Annotated in this window: 14 protein-coding genes and 1 tRNA gene; 7 read left to right on the top strand and 8 right to left on the bottom strand. The window is 56.5% G+C overall.

Annotation, left to right across the window (positions count from 1 at the left end; translation table 11 throughout):
* Positions 1–7 precede the first annotated feature (7 nt).
* Genes RAE07_RS08610 through RAE07_RS08600 form a run of 3 tightly spaced genes read left to right on the top strand, consistent with a single transcriptional unit; the run spans position 8 to position 4136 of the window.
* Entirely contained in the window at positions 8–1438 is a 1431-nt protein-coding gene (locus RAE07_RS08610; protein ID WP_316328672.1) for an ABC transporter transmembrane domain-containing protein, read from the top strand.
* Positions 1438–3180 (top strand): ABC transporter ATP-binding protein, encoded by a 1743-nt coding sequence (locus RAE07_RS08605; RefSeq protein WP_023021597.1) that lies wholly within the window; start codon positions 1438–1440, stop codon positions 3178–3180. The genes RAE07_RS08610 and RAE07_RS08605 overlap by 1 nt, the downstream gene beginning before the upstream one ends.
* On the top strand, positions 3177–4136 hold the full coding sequence (locus RAE07_RS08600; protein ID WP_200287532.1) for a CE1 family esterase: 960 nt from the start codon (positions 3177–3179) through the stop codon (positions 4134–4136). The genes RAE07_RS08605 and RAE07_RS08600 overlap by 4 nt, the downstream gene beginning before the upstream one ends.
* On the opposite strand, the gene RAE07_RS08595 is transcribed toward RAE07_RS08600, so the two are convergent.
* Positions 4133–5392 (bottom strand): site-specific DNA-methyltransferase, encoded by a 1260-nt coding sequence (locus tag RAE07_RS08595; protein ID WP_316328671.1) that lies wholly within the window; start codon positions 5390–5392, stop codon positions 4133–4135. The two genes, RAE07_RS08600 and RAE07_RS08595, sit on opposite strands and share 4 nt — an antisense overlap.
* Before the next feature lie 358 nt (positions 5393–5750).
* Here RAE07_RS08595 and RAE07_RS08590 point away from each other — a divergent pair, with 358 nt between their 5' ends.
* Both RAE07_RS08590 and RAE07_RS08585 read left to right on the top strand, forming a co-directional pair.
* A complete protein-coding gene (locus RAE07_RS08590; RefSeq protein WP_005324698.1) occupies positions 5751–5924 on the top strand; it encodes an antitoxin in 174 nt (57 codons plus the stop codon).
* Positions 5925–6128: 204 nt separating this feature from the next.
* Positions 6129–7511, top strand: a complete 1383-nt coding sequence (locus RAE07_RS08585; RefSeq protein WP_259824500.1) for a hypothetical protein — start codon at positions 6129–6131, stop codon at positions 7509–7511.
* Between the two features lie 46 nt (positions 7512–7557).
* Here the strand turns inward: RAE07_RS08585 and RAE07_RS08580 are convergent, their stop codons facing one another.
* The 4 genes from RAE07_RS08580 to RAE07_RS08565 form a co-directional block, all read right to left on the bottom strand.
* Positions 7558–8166, bottom strand: coding sequence for a response regulator transcription factor (locus tag RAE07_RS08580; RefSeq protein WP_317001693.1), 609 nt, complete (start codon positions 8164–8166; stop codon positions 7558–7560).
* Positions 8159–9148: a sensor histidine kinase gene (locus tag RAE07_RS08575; protein ID WP_316328670.1), complete on the bottom strand. Its 990-nt coding sequence runs from the start codon at positions 9146–9148 to the stop codon at positions 8159–8161. The genes RAE07_RS08580 and RAE07_RS08575 overlap by 8 nt, the downstream gene beginning before the upstream one ends.
* A 155-nt stretch (positions 9149–9303) precedes the next feature.
* Positions 9304–10095, bottom strand: a complete 792-nt coding sequence (locus RAE07_RS08570; RefSeq protein WP_200287528.1) for an ABC transporter permease — start codon at positions 10093–10095, stop codon at positions 9304–9306.
* Between the two features lie 39 nt (positions 10096–10134).
* Complete coding sequence (locus RAE07_RS08565; RefSeq protein ID WP_317001692.1) at positions 10135–11058, bottom strand: ABC transporter ATP-binding protein; 924 nt, start codon at positions 11056–11058, stop codon at positions 10135–10137.
* Between the two features lie 91 nt (positions 11059–11149).
* Here RAE07_RS08565 and RAE07_RS08560 point away from each other — a divergent pair, with 91 nt between their 5' ends.
* Entirely contained in the window at positions 11150–11722 is a 573-nt protein-coding gene (locus tag RAE07_RS08560) for a cadmium resistance transporter (protein ID WP_200287524.1), read from the top strand.
* Between the two features lie 37 nt (positions 11723–11759).
* Here the strand turns inward: RAE07_RS08560 and RAE07_RS08555 are convergent.
* The 3 genes from RAE07_RS08555 to RAE07_RS08545 form a co-directional block, all read right to left on the bottom strand.
* A tRNA-Pro gene (locus RAE07_RS08555) sits at positions 11760–11833 on the bottom strand.
* Between the two features lie 71 nt (positions 11834–11904).
* On the bottom strand, positions 11905–12294 hold the full coding sequence (locus tag RAE07_RS08550) for a YchJ family protein (protein ID WP_023021590.1): 390 nt from the start codon (positions 12292–12294) through the stop codon (positions 11905–11907).
* Positions 12294–13445, bottom strand: coding sequence for a bifunctional alpha/beta hydrolase/OsmC family protein (locus RAE07_RS08545; RefSeq protein ID WP_200287522.1), 1152 nt, complete (start codon positions 13443–13445; stop codon positions 12294–12296). The genes RAE07_RS08550 and RAE07_RS08545 overlap by 1 nt, the downstream gene beginning before the upstream one ends.
* An 87-nt stretch (positions 13446–13532) precedes the next feature.
* Here RAE07_RS08545 and secA2 point away from each other — a divergent pair, with 87 nt between their 5' ends.
* Positions 13533–15824 (top strand): accessory Sec system translocase SecA2, encoded by a 2292-nt coding sequence (gene secA2 / locus RAE07_RS08540; protein WP_317001691.1) that lies wholly within the window; start codon positions 13533–13535, stop codon positions 15822–15824.
* The last annotated feature ends 64 nt before the right edge of the window (positions 15825–15888 follow it).

Below are 15888 nucleotides of genomic sequence, written 5' to 3'. Positions count from 1 at the left end.
GCTGCCTATGAGGACACTTCCCGCAGCATCAGATCCCAGGTGGCTGCTGAAGACGGTCTTTTCCCGCCCTGCTCTTACTGTGCCGGCAGCGCTATGCATGGTTGTGTCCTTTCTGCTTAACGCCACCACCCCAGTGATAGTGGGCCATGCCATCGATGAAGCCGTGGAGCAGGGATCCATCCACCGGCTGGGGCTATGGCTAGCGGTATTAGTAGCCGCATTCGGTCTTAATGCCCTAGCCGCCTGGTACGGGCGCGGGCTGAATGCCCGAGCCATGTTGGTAATTGGCCACGATGTCCGCATGGCCATCACGGATAGGATTCAAGACCCGCGTGGAATGGCGGGCAAGCCCCGCAGCGCCGGCGAGTTGCTGGCTATTGCCTCCACGGACGCTAGGCGGGTGCAGAATGCGGTGATGATGACGGTATTCCCCGTCGCAGAGATTAGCGCCATTGTGTATGTGGCTATCATGACCAGCCGCATCAATCTACCCTTGGGCATTGCCATTTTGTGTGGCGGCCCGCTCGTGGTGTCGGGCTCGGTGCGCGCGGCACAGCCACTGCGCGCCCGCTCAGGAATCCGCCAGGCGGCGTTGGCCAAAGCCAGTGCAATGGCCACCGATCTGGTGCACGGCCTTCGGATACTCAAAGGCTTGGGTGCGGTAGCAACGGTGAGTATGCGCTATGCCCAGGCCTCTGACACTGCCTATGAGCGAACGGTAGACGCCAATGCCTCCCAAGCGCGCCTCAATGCTGCTACGGAGATTTTGGGCTCGGTGTATGTCATTGCGGTGGGCCTTGGGACAGGTGCGCTGGCAATGCATTCCACTATCAGTGTGGGTGAGCTTATTACGGTTATTGGTCTGACGCAGTTCGTCATCACGCCGATGACGATGTTGGGACGAAATATTGCCTCGCGCTGGGCAGCCGCGCAGGCAAGTGCTGCCCGCATTACAGCCGTCCTTGCTGCTCCCAGCGTGGAAGGCAAGAAACCGCAGCTTCCGGCCCTCGCCCCTGGAGTGAGCGTAGTGGCCGAGCCTGTCCCAGGTGATCTAGTTTTTCTGCCGCGGGAGCGTTTCCTTGTTGCTCCGCACGATACGCTGCTTTTTGAGGGAACCGTGCAGGAGAATATTTCTTCCGATAGCGCGGTTGCCAAACGGGCGCTTTACACGGCCGCGGGGGAAGATATCCCGGGTGGTTTAGATCGCGAGGTGGGGGAGGGCGGCCGGAATCTTTCCGGGGGACAACAGCAGCGCGTGGCGCTAGCACGAGCAATTGCGGCGGACCCTGCGGTCCTTGTTTTAGCCGATCCCACTACCGCCGTGGACTCGGTGACTGAGCAAGTCATTGCGCAGCGGGTAGCACACCACCGCGGTATAAAGCCAACACTCGTTTATGCCGCTTCGCCGGCATGGACTGCTGTGGGATCGAGGCTATGATGCGGTTTCCTACGGCTTCTTGGCGCCAGGTGCGCGAAGAAATTAGCCGGCAACTTTCCGACGTCCCCGGTTCGCGGCTGCAGGCTGCCGTGGCCCTTGCCTTACTCACCGCGGGCGCAAGCGCCAATGTAGCGATCCCGATCCTGCTGGGAAAGATTGTTGATGCCGTCATCACCAAAAGCGCAATTTCTACTATTGGCCTTTCGTTGATAGTGGTAGCCGTCGTCTCCGCAGTGCTCTCCGCAGCGGGGTTCTTTCTTCTCTCCCGCCTTATAGAGCGGGTGATTTCGGCTTTGCGTGAAGACATGCTGTCTACCGCTTTGCGCTTGCCCACACATCGTGTGGAGGAAGCGGGCACCGGGGATTTGGTCTCTCGCTCTACCGATGATGTAGCAGAGCTCTCGGCAGCGGTCACCGAGACCGCACCAGTGTTGGCCAAATCTGCTTTTGCCATCACCACCACCGGGGTGGCGCTGCTTAGCCTCAATTGGCAATACATACTGGTAATAGTTGCAGTTACGCCGCTATATGTAGTCGCCGCTTGCAGGTACCTGCACCGAGCCCCTGGCCGCTATGCCGACGAGCGTGCGGCCATGGCTGAGCGCGCGCGCAGGCTTCTTGAGGCGATACGAGGGCGAAAGACCGTGCGCGCCTTTGGACTGGAAGGGCAGATGCATGCCGGCATCGAACGTGCCTCCGCGCAAGTGGTAAAGGATGGCTACGCAGCACGTAAAACCATGATGGTTCTACAGCTGTGGATGACTGGCATCGAGCTCACCATGCTGTGCTGTGGTCTTGGGGTGAGTTTTTGGGCGGTGCAAACGGGAGCACTCACGGTTGGCGCCGTAACCTCAGCCATGCTTCTGCTCATCCGTTTGCGGGGCCCACTCATGGGATTGATGCGGGTAATCGACACCGTACAATCCGGCTACGCCTCGCTGTCTCGCATAGTCGGGGTCGTCGTTGACCCGCCGCGGGCGGTGCCGGATTACGGCGCTCCAGCCCCATACGGAGAAGCCGAAATGCGAAATGTGAGTTTTAGCTATGGCAACGGTGGCTGGGCTGTACGAGACATCAGCCTCAATATTCCTGCCGGGCATACGGTGGCTTTAGTCGGAGCCTCCGGCGCGGGTAAGACTACCGTGGCCGCACTTTTGGCTGGCTTGCGGGTTCCTGAGGAAGGAAAGGTCTTGGTCGACGGGGTAGAGGTAGCACTTCTTTCGGACGCTGAGCGCGTGGCGCGATTAGCCATGATCTCCCAAGAGGTACACGTTTTTTCAGGCACCCTCCGCGAGGATCTTTCTTTGGCTGCCCCTCAGGCAAGCGACGCACAGATGCTTCAAGCACTCGACCGGGTGGGCGCACGCTGGTTTGCGCAACTAGACGAGGGCCTAGATACGGTTATCGGCTCACAGGGAGTCCAATTAGATCCTGTGGCGTCCCAACAACTCGCGCTAGCACGAATATTGCTTTTGGACCCGAAAATCGTCATTATGGATGAGGCCACTGCGGAGGCGGGTTCGGTGGGAGCCGAAGCCCTCGAAAAGGCCGCCATCGAAGTCACCCGTGGGCGTTCGGCGTTGGTCGTGGCGCATCGGCTCGACCAAGCAGCACGGGCGGATAGAATCATCGTGATGGATAATGGCCGCGTGGTTGAACAGGGAAGTCACCACGACCTGCTAGATTATGGTGGCCGTTATAAGCACTTATGGGACGCATGGCAGAAGGGAAGACAAGGATGAACGCGAGGTCACTTCGGGCCGTGCTCGGTGCGGTAACTGTGTGTTTCCTTGCCGCTGCTGGCACTTCGTGTTCTAGCGAATCAACAGAGTCCCCGCACGCGGCAGAGACCACCAACACCGTTAACCTAGGAATCCCTACCTCCGCACCCTTGAACGGCCCTGAGCCGGGCTCTTTTAGGACGATCAACCTGCCTTCCGGGCGTTCCTTTATCCTCAGTGTGCCCAAAGACTATTCTGGGGATAAAAAATGGCCTATCGTCCTCGCCTTTCACGGGTGGGGTCAGTCTGCCGAAAACCTCCGTGGTTATTCTCGTCTTGATGCTGCAGATGCCATCATGATTTTCCCAGAAGGCAAGAAAAAGGCGTGGAGCCCCGCTCCATATGCCAAGACCTCGACAACGGAAGATAAGAAGTTTGTGCGGGAAATAATTGATGCGGTCCGCGCTACTTACCGCGTAGATGATGGTCGAATTTTTGCCACCGGTATGTCTAATGGCGGCGGATTCGCTGCCTATCTGGCCTGCCAGATGCCCGATACCTTCAAATCCGTTGCCACCGTTTCCGCTGCCTATTATGAAGACATTCTGAAAAACTGTGCGCACTCTCCCGTCGGGCGGCTGGATATGCACGGCACCGTAGACCCTGTGGTGGGCTATTACGGAGGCACTCGCCACAAGACCAAGTACTACTCCGTGGAGTCCGTGCTGGAACAGGACCGCAAACGCAATGGTTGTTCGACCAAGGTCGATACCACCCGCTTGGTCAATAATGCGCTCGATATGAGGTGGAGTGGTTGTACCGCACCGCTCGAACATATCCGTATCGCCGGGGGTTCGCACGTGTGGCCTGGAGGCACGGCGGACGCGCATAACGAGGTAGGTAGGTTCTTCGCTACCGATCGCGTCTTAGATTTCTTCGGAATTCCTGGTCGTCCTGCCGGTACCGCACAAACCTAGCTCTGCTTAAAGACCTGAAAGGTAGCACCTGGAACCTTGCGCACCCTTTCCATGCAAATATCTGCAACGGTAGAAAAACCAGCGCGGTGAGCCGTGCTACGCGGGGAGGTAGGCTCCGGAATTTGCGCTAGATGGAAAGTCCTGGACCCCCCATCTTCGGCGTTGAGCTCTATAACCGCCTGCGCTGTGGTGCCGGACCCAGCAAAGAAGTCTAAGACGCGAGCATCCTTGCCACCACCAATGGACAGAAGGTGTTTAATCAGGCGTACCGGCTTTGGAAAATCGAAGATGCCCTCTATACCCATTGCTTCTTCCGCATCGCGTCGGCCGGTGCGGGTCACTCCAAAGCGCTCGCCGTCCAGGATCGAACGTGGGCGTGCTCCTACCTTCTGGTAGTTCTTGGTGTAGACAAACCCGCGACGGAAAACCAGCTCATCGTAGAACTGTTCCACCTTGTCGAGGCTCCATCGCCAGCGAGCGACCTTTTTCTTTCCCACCGGTTGGTCTGGCCAATACTCCTTTCCATCGGGCCCTGAAATAGGAAAATCTAGAGAAGGAAGGTACCCAAGGGTTTTAGAATCTAGGCGTACCAAGGAGTATTTTCCCTTGTCATCCTCATGGTTATATTTAGTGGAGGTATGACCTTGGATATCGATATTGAAACCGGGGTTGTCTGGAGTTCGGGCGTAACACAGGATGTATTCGTGCTCTACCACGGCGTATTTTGCATCATTTTTGCCAGTACCGGCCTTCTTCCAAATCAATTGGCCGGCAAAGCATCCCTCGCCAAACACCTCATCGAGCACCTTGCGGGTATTGGCTACCTCGTCTTCACCAATGGAGACGAAGATGAACCCCTCAGGGGACAGTACTTCACGAGCCAAAATTAACCGGGGGAGCATCATCGAAAGCCATTCCGAGTGCCATTCCGCATAGCTACCTGAACGCATCTGGCGACGTAAACGATAGTTATCGCGGTAGACGAAGTCTTTGCCCGTGTTATAAGGGGGATCGATATATATGACGTCGAAGACTTCCCGGCGGGCGGCTAGCTCTTTTAAGACTGGAAGGTTATCTGCGGCAAAAATCCTATTGAGGGAGTCACCCGGTGTACTAAGAGCAGAATCGAGCGGGAAATTCCGCGCCAAGGGCGTATGTGCGGCTTCTCGGGCTGCGTCTTTGCCTGGCCAAACTAAGCCAAAAAATTCCCCGCCCGTATCCGGGTGTGATGGGCGCGGTGGGTTAGCAGTAGCCATGGTGCAAAGCCTTTGTCAGGGGAGGAAACGTCAATATCGTCTAACGCTAGCATTCGCAAGAATCTGGGCATTTGGTATTAGCCAAAATGCTGCCGCTGCCTAATAGCATGGGGCTTTGGAGTGCGGCTAAGCCAGTGGCCTGACATGGTCGTCAGGCTGTGGGGGCCTCCATTTGTCATTCTGAGAAGAACTCCGTTACAGAGCGGAATTGCTTTTGGTTTAGCGGAAAAGAATATTTGGTCTAGTGACTCAATCGCTCGATTTGGTGGCATGGAGCTAGAAGTATCGGTACGTTGGGATGTGTTGCCGGACACGGCAATAATTAGACAAAGCTAGAACTAGAAGAAAGGATAACCACATGGGTATCTTCGATAAGGCCAAGGATGCACTGAACTCCGACAAGGGCGAAGAGCTCACCGATAAGGGCTTGGACAAGGCTGCTGACGCAGCTAAGGGCAAGCTGGGCGAGGACAAGGCAGACCAGATCGACAAGGCTCGCGACGCTGCTGATGGCAAGCTCGGCAACGAGTAAATAGCGTTCACCTGCTAGACGGGTGAACAGTTAGTTTTTATTTTGGCCCCAACCCGTCAGGGTTGGGGCCAAAATTGTATCGGGCTTGAACGCAGTGATCTGCAATAGGTCTATCCCAGTGATGTCACCTTTTTGTGGGTGAATTGAACTATAAAATGGGCGAATCGGGCTGAATTTTTGCAGGAAATCGCTAGGATTATTTGTGTGAACAATCTTGAAGGCTCCGTCTCCCACGCGGGCTCCGCTAAGCAGCGCTTGCTGGAGCAGAGTGCTCGTATCCTGGCCAAGGGTGGGCGCGACGCTTTACAGGTTTGTGCTGTCGCGGAGCAAATCGATGTGCCAGTCGATGAAGCTAAGTCCTTTTTTGAAGACGACCACGACCTATATATTCAAACCAGCCGATTCCTGGATGAAAGAATCCGTGTGGCAGCGTTTAAGGCACTAGATAGGTTGCCGGATGATGCTGCGGCTATTGAGAAACTTCGTGAAGTAGCCAAGGTTTACTTTAACTTAGCTATTGAAAACCCGACCTATTTCGCTGCTTATAATAACTGTCAGACGGCGACGAGCTTTCCCAACTTTGAAGACGGCATTGAGCAGGCGGAAAGCTTCGACGCATTTCCTCCCATCTTCCGCTGGGTACTCGAGCACATGCGGGATGCGGCAGTTGCCGCACGGGGCGAGTTTAAGCACCGGCTGGTAGTTATCCAGTCGCTCTCTTTCTTGTGTGAGCTGCAGGGAATTACCCACTTGGCCACGTTTGGAATTATGCGACACCTTTCGCCGACGGCGAAGAAGCAGACCTTTAATGCTTGTCTTGAGACGTTGTTTTCCGGCTTGGAAATTTGCTTGCGCGACGGGCAGATAGCCCCCTTCGAACCAGAGGCGCTTTCTGGGGAACCGCCGGTCCCGTTTACTACTGCTGCAAAGGACATGCCAAAGTGCACGGCGGAGGAAAAGCGCGCAGCCATTTTCCGAGGTGCGGCGGAAGAAATCGTCTACAATGGGCTTCCTAATCTGCATCTGGGCTCAGCAGCTGCACGGGCGGGCGTAGATCTGCCAGATGCCGAGCATCTCTTTGACGGCGATTCTCACCTGTTGCGTGCTTTGGAAGAATCCTTGGATGAAGCTAATACGCTGGCAATCATGCGCCAAAACCAGGTTCTGCCTGAAGGCTCCCACGGACTTGCTTATATCAAGGCAACCGGCTTTGGGTACTTGGAATATGCGCTTGAGGATCCCATTGGGTTTGTTGCCCTCATTGAGGTCTCTAGCCGCTCAATCGTCCCCGTTTCTTTCGACGAGACCGGCGAAACTGAGCAACCATTTGATATGGGCAAGGCATTTACCTTCATCATGAATTTGGTGCGAGATGCCATTTCTGAGTCTAATGGACCACGTTCGCCGTGGATTCTTTTTACTCAGATTGCAGCTTTGTGGGCTTCCATCCACGGCCTCTCGCAGCTAAGTACCGTAGGGGCCTTGCGCTATCACTCGGCTAATTTCTACTTCAACCTGGCTTCTAAGGTGATGGATATAATCCTTCAGGGCATGGTCAATGTGCTCGAGCTAAAAAGGCCCGATTAGGCATATACAAGCAACAGGGGGATTTCAGCACTGGGGCCGCGTTTTATTAAAGCCAACCTTGTGCTTGCGCAATGGTCGCTGCCTCAAAGCGATTTTCAGCCGCGGTTTTAGCGATGAGCGAAGTTACAATATTGCGTACCGTGCCATTGCTCAGGTGTACCTTGCGGGCGATCTGGTGAGTTCCGCTACCTTTCAAGACAAATTTTGCGACTTCCTGTTCGCGTGTGTTCAGTGGATTTTCCTGAATGAAAATGGTCTCTTGGGCGAGTGCTGGGTCAATGACCTTGAGCCCGGAGTGCACCCGCCGAATGTCTTCGGCTAGTTTTTCTGGCGGGGTATCTTTGACTACGAACCCGGAAACTCCGGTCTCCAGCGCCCGTTTCACGTAGCCACCGCGGCCGAAGGTAGTGACTATGAGGCTGCGGCAGCCCGTGCCTTGCAGTTCAGCGGCGGCATCTAGCCCGTTCTTGCCGGGCATTTCAATATCCAGCAGAGCAACATCGACGCTATGCTTGGCGACGAGCCCCGCAACCTCCGCACCCGTTGCACACTGTGCCACAACGCTAATGTCTGGCTCTGTTTCCAAGAGAGCAACTAGCGCGCCTCGCACCAATGATTGGTCCTCAGCAATGAGAACTCGAATGGTTTCAGGCATCGCCTACACCTCCGTCGGTGCTAAGAGGAAGAAAGTCGTTGTCTCCGTCCATAGTAACCAAGGCGAGCGTGCAGTCATTGCGGCGCGTAAAAAGCAGCTGCCCGCCAGCTTTTGTCACGCGTTTGCGCAGACCATTAAGCCCTCCTTGGGGACGGAACAGGCTTTCTTCTGCACCGAATCCGCAGCCATCGTCTGCTACCTGCAGTTGGTGGTCTGTCACTTGGACCCAGCAATGGGTGGCACCGGAGTGCCGGACCACGTTGGTGGTCAATTCGCGCAGAGCCCAGGAAAATTCGGCGTCATAAAGACCAGTGGCCTTGGTAGCCGAAGGCAAATAGGGCGCAATACCCGCGGTTTCGAGCGCCCTCCGAGCGGCGTGGATTTCGCCTTCAAAGGTGGGCATACGCATCCGAGTCACTGTGGAGCGGACTTCCGCCAGACCTCGGCGAGAAAGCTCACTTACCTCTTGCAGTTCCTGCCTTGCCCGCTGTGGATCCGTATCTATTAGCCGGCGCGCCAGCTCGGACTTAAGATTAATCACGGTAAGAGAGTGCCCCAAGAGATCGTGAACATCGGTCGCAATATCCTCGCGCTGGCGTGCCAGCTCCAATCGGCGTTCTAGCTCTGCGCGACTATCTTGACGCTGGGAAAAGGTGCCGAGCAGCACTAAAAATATTGGCCAAGCGAAAAGGACGATGAGGACCCAGCCGATATTTTTGGGCGTAAGGTACCAAGTGGCAGCAGCCACCACAGCCCCTGTAAGAAGGGTGAACGCTAAGCTGTGGCGCAAAGGAAGGTTAAAGCCGAGCAATGCCGCCAAGTACGGCGCAAAAATGACGGCAATGCTCCCGAAGAAGACAGTCGACAATACCGCGATGGCTGCAAGTGCAAACCAATACAGCCCGATTCGCTGCTCTACCCGCCATCCGCGGGGGTAGTAGCCTCCAGCGCCGAAAGCGAAGAAATAGACAAGACCGAACACTAGAGCGCACGAAAGGGCCCCGGTTTGATTAGTAAGGGTCATCCCCGGTGCGGCAAAAGTGCTCCCCAGTCCGGGAATGAGGAAGACTAACCACACACTGGCAAAAAGCGCACTTTTGAGGCTGAAACCGCGGAATGGCTCTCGGAGAGATGACATCAGCGCCGAGCTTTGTCGCGGGAGCGTAGCAGGAGACACGCGGTCAGGAAGATTGTCGTCCATACCGTGAAGTTTAGCCACGCCATCCACAACGGGTGCGTAATCGTGCCTTCATCCCCGTTGAGAAACTGGCTTCCTTCTGCCAGAGGCCACTGGGCTAGTACAGCTGGACCGAAAAGGGGAGTGAAGCGGCCCCACTCCATTAGCGGCTTGGTCAGCGGTGTGAACACATTCGCCGCGAAAAGAAAAAGAACAACAGACGTCGAGGCGATTGCGACGGAGTTGTCGGTGGGCAACGCCATTGCCCACACCAAGCCATAAAAGCCCAAGGGAATGGAAACTAGGAGGCAGGAAATGAAGCTTAAGATCCACTGGTGTGGCTGCATTTCCGCATGTGTAGCGGCGCCAGTCAAATATACTGCCGTAATGGGTAGCAGGGCTTGAAAGCCGATGGATATGAGGTTTGCCCATAGCAGCTGGCGTGAGCGTAATGGAGTAAGCGCTAGTTGGCGTGCCCACCCAGTCTTGGCATCGGTGACGGCGGAGCCAGCGGCTGCAACGGAACCAGCGACGCCGCCGTAGAGTGCCATGCTGATCATTTCTAAGGCAGCATAATTACCTCCTTTAAAGGGGGTATCGCCAAAGTCCATCATGGCGCCGAAGAGGAGATAGAAAAACACCGGCAAAATGGTGCTGAAAAATATCGGGGTGAAGTTTCGACGCAGGCGCAGCAGGTTATGGGCAGCAAACCGCAGGGTTCGTGCAGTGGTGGTTGCAGGTTTAATCGTCATGGGAGATTCCTTGTGTAAAGGTTTACTGGAAGTGGCTGGTTAAGGTTGGGGCGCAGTCATCGCTAAAAATGCGTCCTCTAAGGAGCGGTTCCGAATTGTGATGTCGCGCGCCGAGGTGTGGTTAAGGAGGTATCTTGCAAGCGCATCAGAGTCACTGGTTACCATGCGGGCGTAGTCGCCGGATTGGTAAATCTCGGCAGAAATCGGTAGCTCGTCTGTAGAGGGGACTGGCCCTGCGAACTTCGCCTCGACAATGCGCTGGGCCGAATGCTCGCGAAAATCCTGGGCGCTTGCATCCGCACGTAGTTTGCCTTCATGAAGGAGAATAATCCTTTGCGCAAAATTGTCCGCCTCCTCCAGATAGTGGGTGGCAAAGACAATAGTTCGTCCCAACTCTGCCTGGCGGCGCATGGTGGTCCAGAATTCGTGGCGAGCATTAGCATCCATTCCTGCAGTAGGCTCATCGAGCAAGAGAACGTGGGGATTGCCTAAAAGCGCGAGGGCGAAGCGTACACGCTGTTGTTCGCCACCAGAACATTTGCCCACCTTTCGGTGAAGGATCCGTGTGAGGTCGGCTTGTGCGGCTATATCCCCGACTGGCAGTGGATGTGGAAAGGTGGCGGACATCATCTGCAGGGTGTCAAGGACTGTGAGCTCGGGTAGGAGGCCGCCGGTTTGCAGTACGGCACCGATTTCTGAGCATTGGACGGCGGCCCGTGGGGTGCGGCCAAGCACGGCAATGTTGCCTGCGGTGGGGGTGGTGAGCCCTAGGATGAGGTCAAAGAGGGTGGTTTTACCTGCACCATTGGTGCCTAGGAGCCCTACGATCTCGCCTTGGGAGATACTAAATGAAACCTCGCTCAGCGCATGTATCGGCTCTGAGCTCCTCGTGGTGAAAGTTTTACTCACTCCGGAAACTTTTATGGCTGGCGTGTGTTTCGCCCTAAGGTCTGTCGTGCTCATACCTAAAAGGTATTCGGGGCCAGCCAGAATGGTGAATAGGATCTGTCATGAAATTTTCATGACAAGTGTCATGGCGCGATAGGCTGGGTGAGTGCTTACTACTCTCGCAGCGGCCGCTGGGCTATTTGTGGCCACCAATATCGATGACATTATAGTTCTATCCCTCTTTTTCGCCCGCGGTGCTGGGCGCAAGGGAACAACTGCCGCGATACTGATGGGCCAGTATCTCGGTTTCCTTGGCATACTGGTGGCCTCTTCCGTTGTCGGATTGGGCTTCAACGCCGTTATACCGACCGATCTCATTCGCTACTTTGGCCTCATCCCGTTGTTGCTGGGCCTGTGGGCGGCGTGGCAGGCATTCCGAGGTGAGGATGACGATGAGGATATTTCCGGCAAAAAGCTGAGCACGCTGGCGGTCGCCGGAGTCACTTTTGCCAATGGAGGGGACAATATCGGCGTATACGTGCCCGTTTTTACTACCTCTACGCCGGCCGAAGTAGCAGTTTATTGTGCCGTCTTTCTCGCGCTTGTAGCTCCACTGGTTTGGGCGGCGCGGTTTGTGGCAACTCGGCCTGGAATAGCCGAAGCGCTGGAGAAGTGGGAGAGTGTGCTCTTTCCCGTGGTGCTCATTGCGCTGGGAATCTCGATTTTGCTTGCAGTATAAGAAAAGCCAGCACCGTGTAGGTGCTGGCCGCTATTTGTCGGGCTAACAGGATTTGAACCTGCGACCCCTACACCCCCAGTGTAGTGCGCTACCAAACTGCGCCATAGCCCGCCGTCGCACTGTGCGACTCATCTAGATTACATCAGTAGGATTCTACTGTGAAATTTGGGGTGTAACCTGCGTTAAAGCTCGCCGGTGGAATACACCCACGTACCGTCGAAGCGGCGGAACGAGGAACGTTCGCGCTGCGAACCGACAGCTGCTCCCTTATAAAACGCCTCAAATTCCACTACGCCGGAACTATCCATAAGGCCGCCGCCTTGGGTATCTAGGATATCGAGGCGGTAGAACCTAATGGGGGAGTCTGCCAAGTCGAGGGCCTCAGGTCGAGTGACAGGATCCCACGTGCGCAGCAAGTACTCCTCGTCGCCGGTAACAAAAGCGCTAAACCGGGAGCGCATGAGCGCTTCTGCGGTGGGCGCATTGCTACCGGCATGGTACTTGCCGCAGCACTCGCCGTAGGAAAGGCCGGTGCCACAAGGGCAGCGGCGCGAGGAGTCATAAGCAGGCATTAGTGTGCGTCCACGATGGTGACGTTGCCTAGCATGCGCTCGACATCAGTATCCTTCGCGGCAGAGTGCAAAATTGATACCTCTTCCGCTGAGAGGTTACCGGCGAGTTCGATACGGCGCTCGAAGCTGGCAGGGCCGGTTTGGATGATGCTCACATGGACGTCGTCAAGCGCGAGCTTTTTGCCAGCCTCCTTGATAGCTTGGGTCGACGCCGCAGCGAGGGCAGACATAAGAAGGCCCTCGGCGGTAAAACCCTTGCCCTTGCCGCCGTTCTTTTTAGTGCGGTCGGCGCTAAGGCTATGGTCATTGTGGCGCACGACCACGCCGAATTTGGTGCCGGTAGCCGGCTGCGCAACAGCGGCGTCGGTACCTACTTCTTCCGGCGTGTAATCGGGAACGATAAACTGCTCGGCCCACGCCCCGATGAGATCCGCTGCACGAGCGGCCGTACCTTGCTTGGTGAGCAGGTGGTCGGCCTTGTCGAGGGAGACCAAGGACTTGGGGTAGCGCGTGAGGAGGAAGATATTCTGCGCATTATCGATACCCACGGTTTGGTCGATGGGAGAGTGCAACACCATCAAGGGCTTGCGTAGCTTAGGCAGATATTCCTCGGGGTTGGTATCTGCCAAGTCCTCCAAGAACTTGCGGGAGATGATGAGCCCGCGGCCGCCGAGGACGACTTCTACTTCACCATTGGCGTCGACCTCGCCAATCTTATCCGCGTAGTGAAGCACGGAGTGGGCTGGATCAAACGGGGCGCCGAGGGTAGCTACCGCTTTGAGGGACTTCATGGTCTTAGCTGCCTTCAAAGCGGCGGCTCCGCCCAGCGAGTGGCCCATCAGCAATTGGGGTGCAGAATAGTGTTCCGTCAGCCACGCGGCTGCGGCGTGGATGTCATCGACGTTTTGGCTAAAGGTAGTATCACCGAATTCACCGGCGGACTGGCCCAGGCCGGGAAAATCAAAGCGCAGCGTGGCGATGCCGAACTCGGTGAGCTGCTTCGCGGTGCGGGCGGCACCAGGGGTATGGCGGGAGCCGGCGAAGCAATGGGCAAAGATGGCGTAGGCGATCGGGGGAGAATCCGGGAAGTCGATGGTTCCAGCCATCTCAGTACCCCGGCTCGAAGGCAGCTTTACATTGACGGATTGCATGAGAACTAGAATAACGGGCCTCTTTCCCGCAATCCATACGAGGTTGACTACAGTCGATAGGAGCAATCCATTTAAGGAGGATGAGTCATGGGCGCGTTTGATTGGTTCTGGAAGGCAATGGGCTCGCAAAGCGAGCGTAATAATAAGAAATCCAAGGCCATCGTGGGTTCGGCAGACGAAGCTGCCCGGACATTGAGCCAGCACGATGACGCAGCTGTGGCCCAGGCCGCGCGCGATGCCGTTCAGTCCGGTGAGATAGTGGACAAGGCGCAGTTCCTCGCGGCCCTGGCAGTGGCCTGCGAACGCACCCTGGGCATGAACCCCTTTAACGTGCAATCACAAGCGGTCCTGCGCCTACTCACCGGAGACGTCATCCAGATGGCCACCGGTGAAGGCAAGACACTGGTGGGTGCCATGGCTGCCACCGGCTTTGCGCTGACCGGAAAGCGCGTCCATGTAGTTACCGTCAATAACTATCTTGCTGCTCGCGACGCCGAATGGATGCGCCCCGTAGTGGAGTTCTTTGGCCTGAGCGTTGCCTCGGTAACAGAGGGCATGACTCCGGACGAGCGCCGCGTTGCCTACGCACAGGATATTATCTATGCGCCCGTGAACGAGCTAGGCTTCGACCTGCTGCGCGATAACCAGATCACTGACCGTTCCCACACCGTGCAGGCCGCCGGGGATGTTGCCTTGGTGGACGAAGCCGACTCCGTCTTGGTAGATGAGGCCCTTGTGCCGCTGGTACTTGCCGGAAACCGACCGGGCGAAGCACCCACCGGACATATCACCAATGTGGTTTCCCACCTGCGCGAAAAGCTGGACTACATCATCTCTGAGGACGGCCGCACCGTTCAATTGACCGAAGATGGTGCGCGCCGTGTGGAGCAAGAATTGGGCATTGATTCGCTCTATTCCGAGGAGAATATCGGCACCATTTTGGTGAAGGTTAACCTTGCCCTGCATGCCAAAGCGCTGCTTATCCGAGACATTCACTACATTGTGGTTGACGGCAAGCTGCAGCTTATCGATGCCTCGCGGGGCCGCGTTGCCGACCTGCAGCGCTGGCCCGATGGCCTGCAAGCGGCGGTAGAGGCCAAGGAAGGCCTGGAAGTCTCTGAAGGTGGGCGCATTCTCGATACCATCACCTTGCAAGAACTTATGCGGCGCTACCCACTGGTGTGCGGGATGACGGGCACCGCGGTGGAGGCAACCGATCAGCTGCGCCAGTTCTACGGTCTGCACGTCTCTGTTATTGACCGTAATAAGCCTCTGCAGCGGTTTGACGAACAAGACCGTATCTTTGCGACGGTCGAGGATAAATCTGCCGCTATCGTGGAAGAAATCGCCGCCATCCACGCTACGGGGCAACCCATCCTGGTGGGCACGCAGGATGTCGCCGAATCGGAGGATTTGGCAGATGCACTGGGCAAGCGGGGCATTGAGGTCAATGTCCTCAACGCCAAAAATGATGAGCAAGAGGCGCGGATAGTCGCCGAGGCCGGAGATATCGGGCGCGTTACCGTTTCTACCCAGATGGCCGGTCGTGGTACTGATATCAAGTTGGGCGGCGCTAGTGAGGCCGACCATGACGCAGTAGCGGAGCTTGGCGGCCTAGCGGTCATCGGTACCTCACGGCACCGCACCGCCCGCTTGGACAACCAGCTGCGCGGGCGTGCGGGCCGGCAAGGAGATCCGGGGCTTTCCCTCTTCTTTGTCTCCTTGGAGGATGACGTGGTTCAGCAAGGCGGCGACGGCGAAACTGTCCGCGCCCAACCGGCCGAGGACGGACGTATCGAGTCCAAACGGGTCAGTGACTTTGTAGCGCACTGCCAGCGCGTGACCGAAGGGCAATTGCTCGAGATCCATGCCCAGACATGGAAGTACAATCAGCTCTTAGCTGATCAACGCATCATCATTGATGAGCGCCGAGCCAAGCTTTTGGATACCGATCAAGCCTGGCAGGAGCTTTCCCAACGCGCCCCAGAGCGCGCAGCAGAGCTTGCGGAGGTTCCCGAGGAAGCTCGCGTTAAGGCCGCAGGCGAAATCATGCTTTATCACTTGGACCTTGCATGGGCCGACCATCTGGAGCTCATGGACGATGTCCGTGAGTCCATTCACTTGCGCGCTATCGCCCGCGAGACGCCGATCGATGAATACCACCGCATTGCGGTAAGGGAGTTTAAGGACTTGGCCCAGCGGGCCGTCGAAAAGTCGGTGGAAACCTTCCACACAGTGCTTATCGACGCCGCCGGGGCGCACCTTGATGACGCCGGCCTAGCCCGCCCGAGTGCTACGTGGACCTACATGGTTTCCGATAACCCCCTTGCGGGCAAGGGAAATTCCGTGCTGAGCGGTATCGGAAACATTTTCCGGTGAAATAAATCTCCACCAAAGGGTCGCGGACCCAAATAAGTCGCTAGTATTGTCATAAGTAACTCGT

This window comes from Corynebacterium nasorum (assembly GCF_032821635.1).
GTDB lineage: Bacteria > Actinomycetota > Actinomycetes > Mycobacteriales > Mycobacteriaceae > Corynebacterium > Corynebacterium kefirresidentii.
The sequence above is the reverse complement of the archived record's forward strand: the minus strand, read 5'-3'. Positions and strand labels throughout refer to the sequence as shown.

Excerpts from the sequence above, each read along its gene's own strand:
- RAE07_RS08565 (WP_317001692.1), bottom strand. The coding sequence starts at position 11,058 with ATGAGCACGACAGACCTTAGGGCGAAACACACGCCAGCCATAAAAGTT.
- RAE07_RS08595 (WP_316328671.1), bottom strand. The coding sequence starts at position 5,392 with ATGGCTACTGCTAACCCACCGCGCCCATCACACCCGGATACGGGCGGG.
- RAE07_RS08580 (WP_317001693.1), bottom strand. The coding sequence starts at position 8,166 with ATGCCTGAAACCATTCGAGTTCTCATTGCTGAGGACCAATCATTGGTG.
- RAE07_RS08550 (WP_023021590.1), bottom strand. The coding sequence starts at position 12,294 with ATGCCTGCTTATGACTCCTCGCGCCGCTGCCCTTGTGGCACCGGCCTT.
- RAE07_RS08610 (WP_316328672.1), top strand. The coding sequence starts at position 8 with ATGAGGACACTTCCCGCAGCATCAGATCCCAGGTGGCTGCTGAAGACG.
- RAE07_RS08605 (WP_023021597.1), top strand. The coding sequence starts at position 1,438 with ATGCGGTTTCCTACGGCTTCTTGGCGCCAGGTGCGCGAAGAAATTAGC.
- RAE07_RS08600 (WP_200287532.1), top strand. The coding sequence starts at position 3,177 with ATGAACGCGAGGTCACTTCGGGCCGTGCTCGGTGCGGTAACTGTGTGT.
- RAE07_RS08570 (WP_200287528.1), bottom strand. The coding sequence starts at position 10,095 with ATGACGATTAAACCTGCAACCACCACTGCACGAACCCTGCGGTTTGCT.
- secA2 (WP_317001691.1), top strand. The coding sequence starts at position 13,533 with ATGGGCGCGTTTGATTGGTTCTGGAAGGCAATGGGCTCGCAAAGCGAG.
- RAE07_RS08545 (WP_200287522.1), bottom strand. The coding sequence starts at position 13,445 with ATGCAATCCGTCAATGTAAAGCTGCCTTCGAGCCGGGGTACTGAGATG.
- RAE07_RS08590 (WP_005324698.1), top strand. The coding sequence starts at position 5,751 with ATGGGTATCTTCGATAAGGCCAAGGATGCACTGAACTCCGACAAGGGC.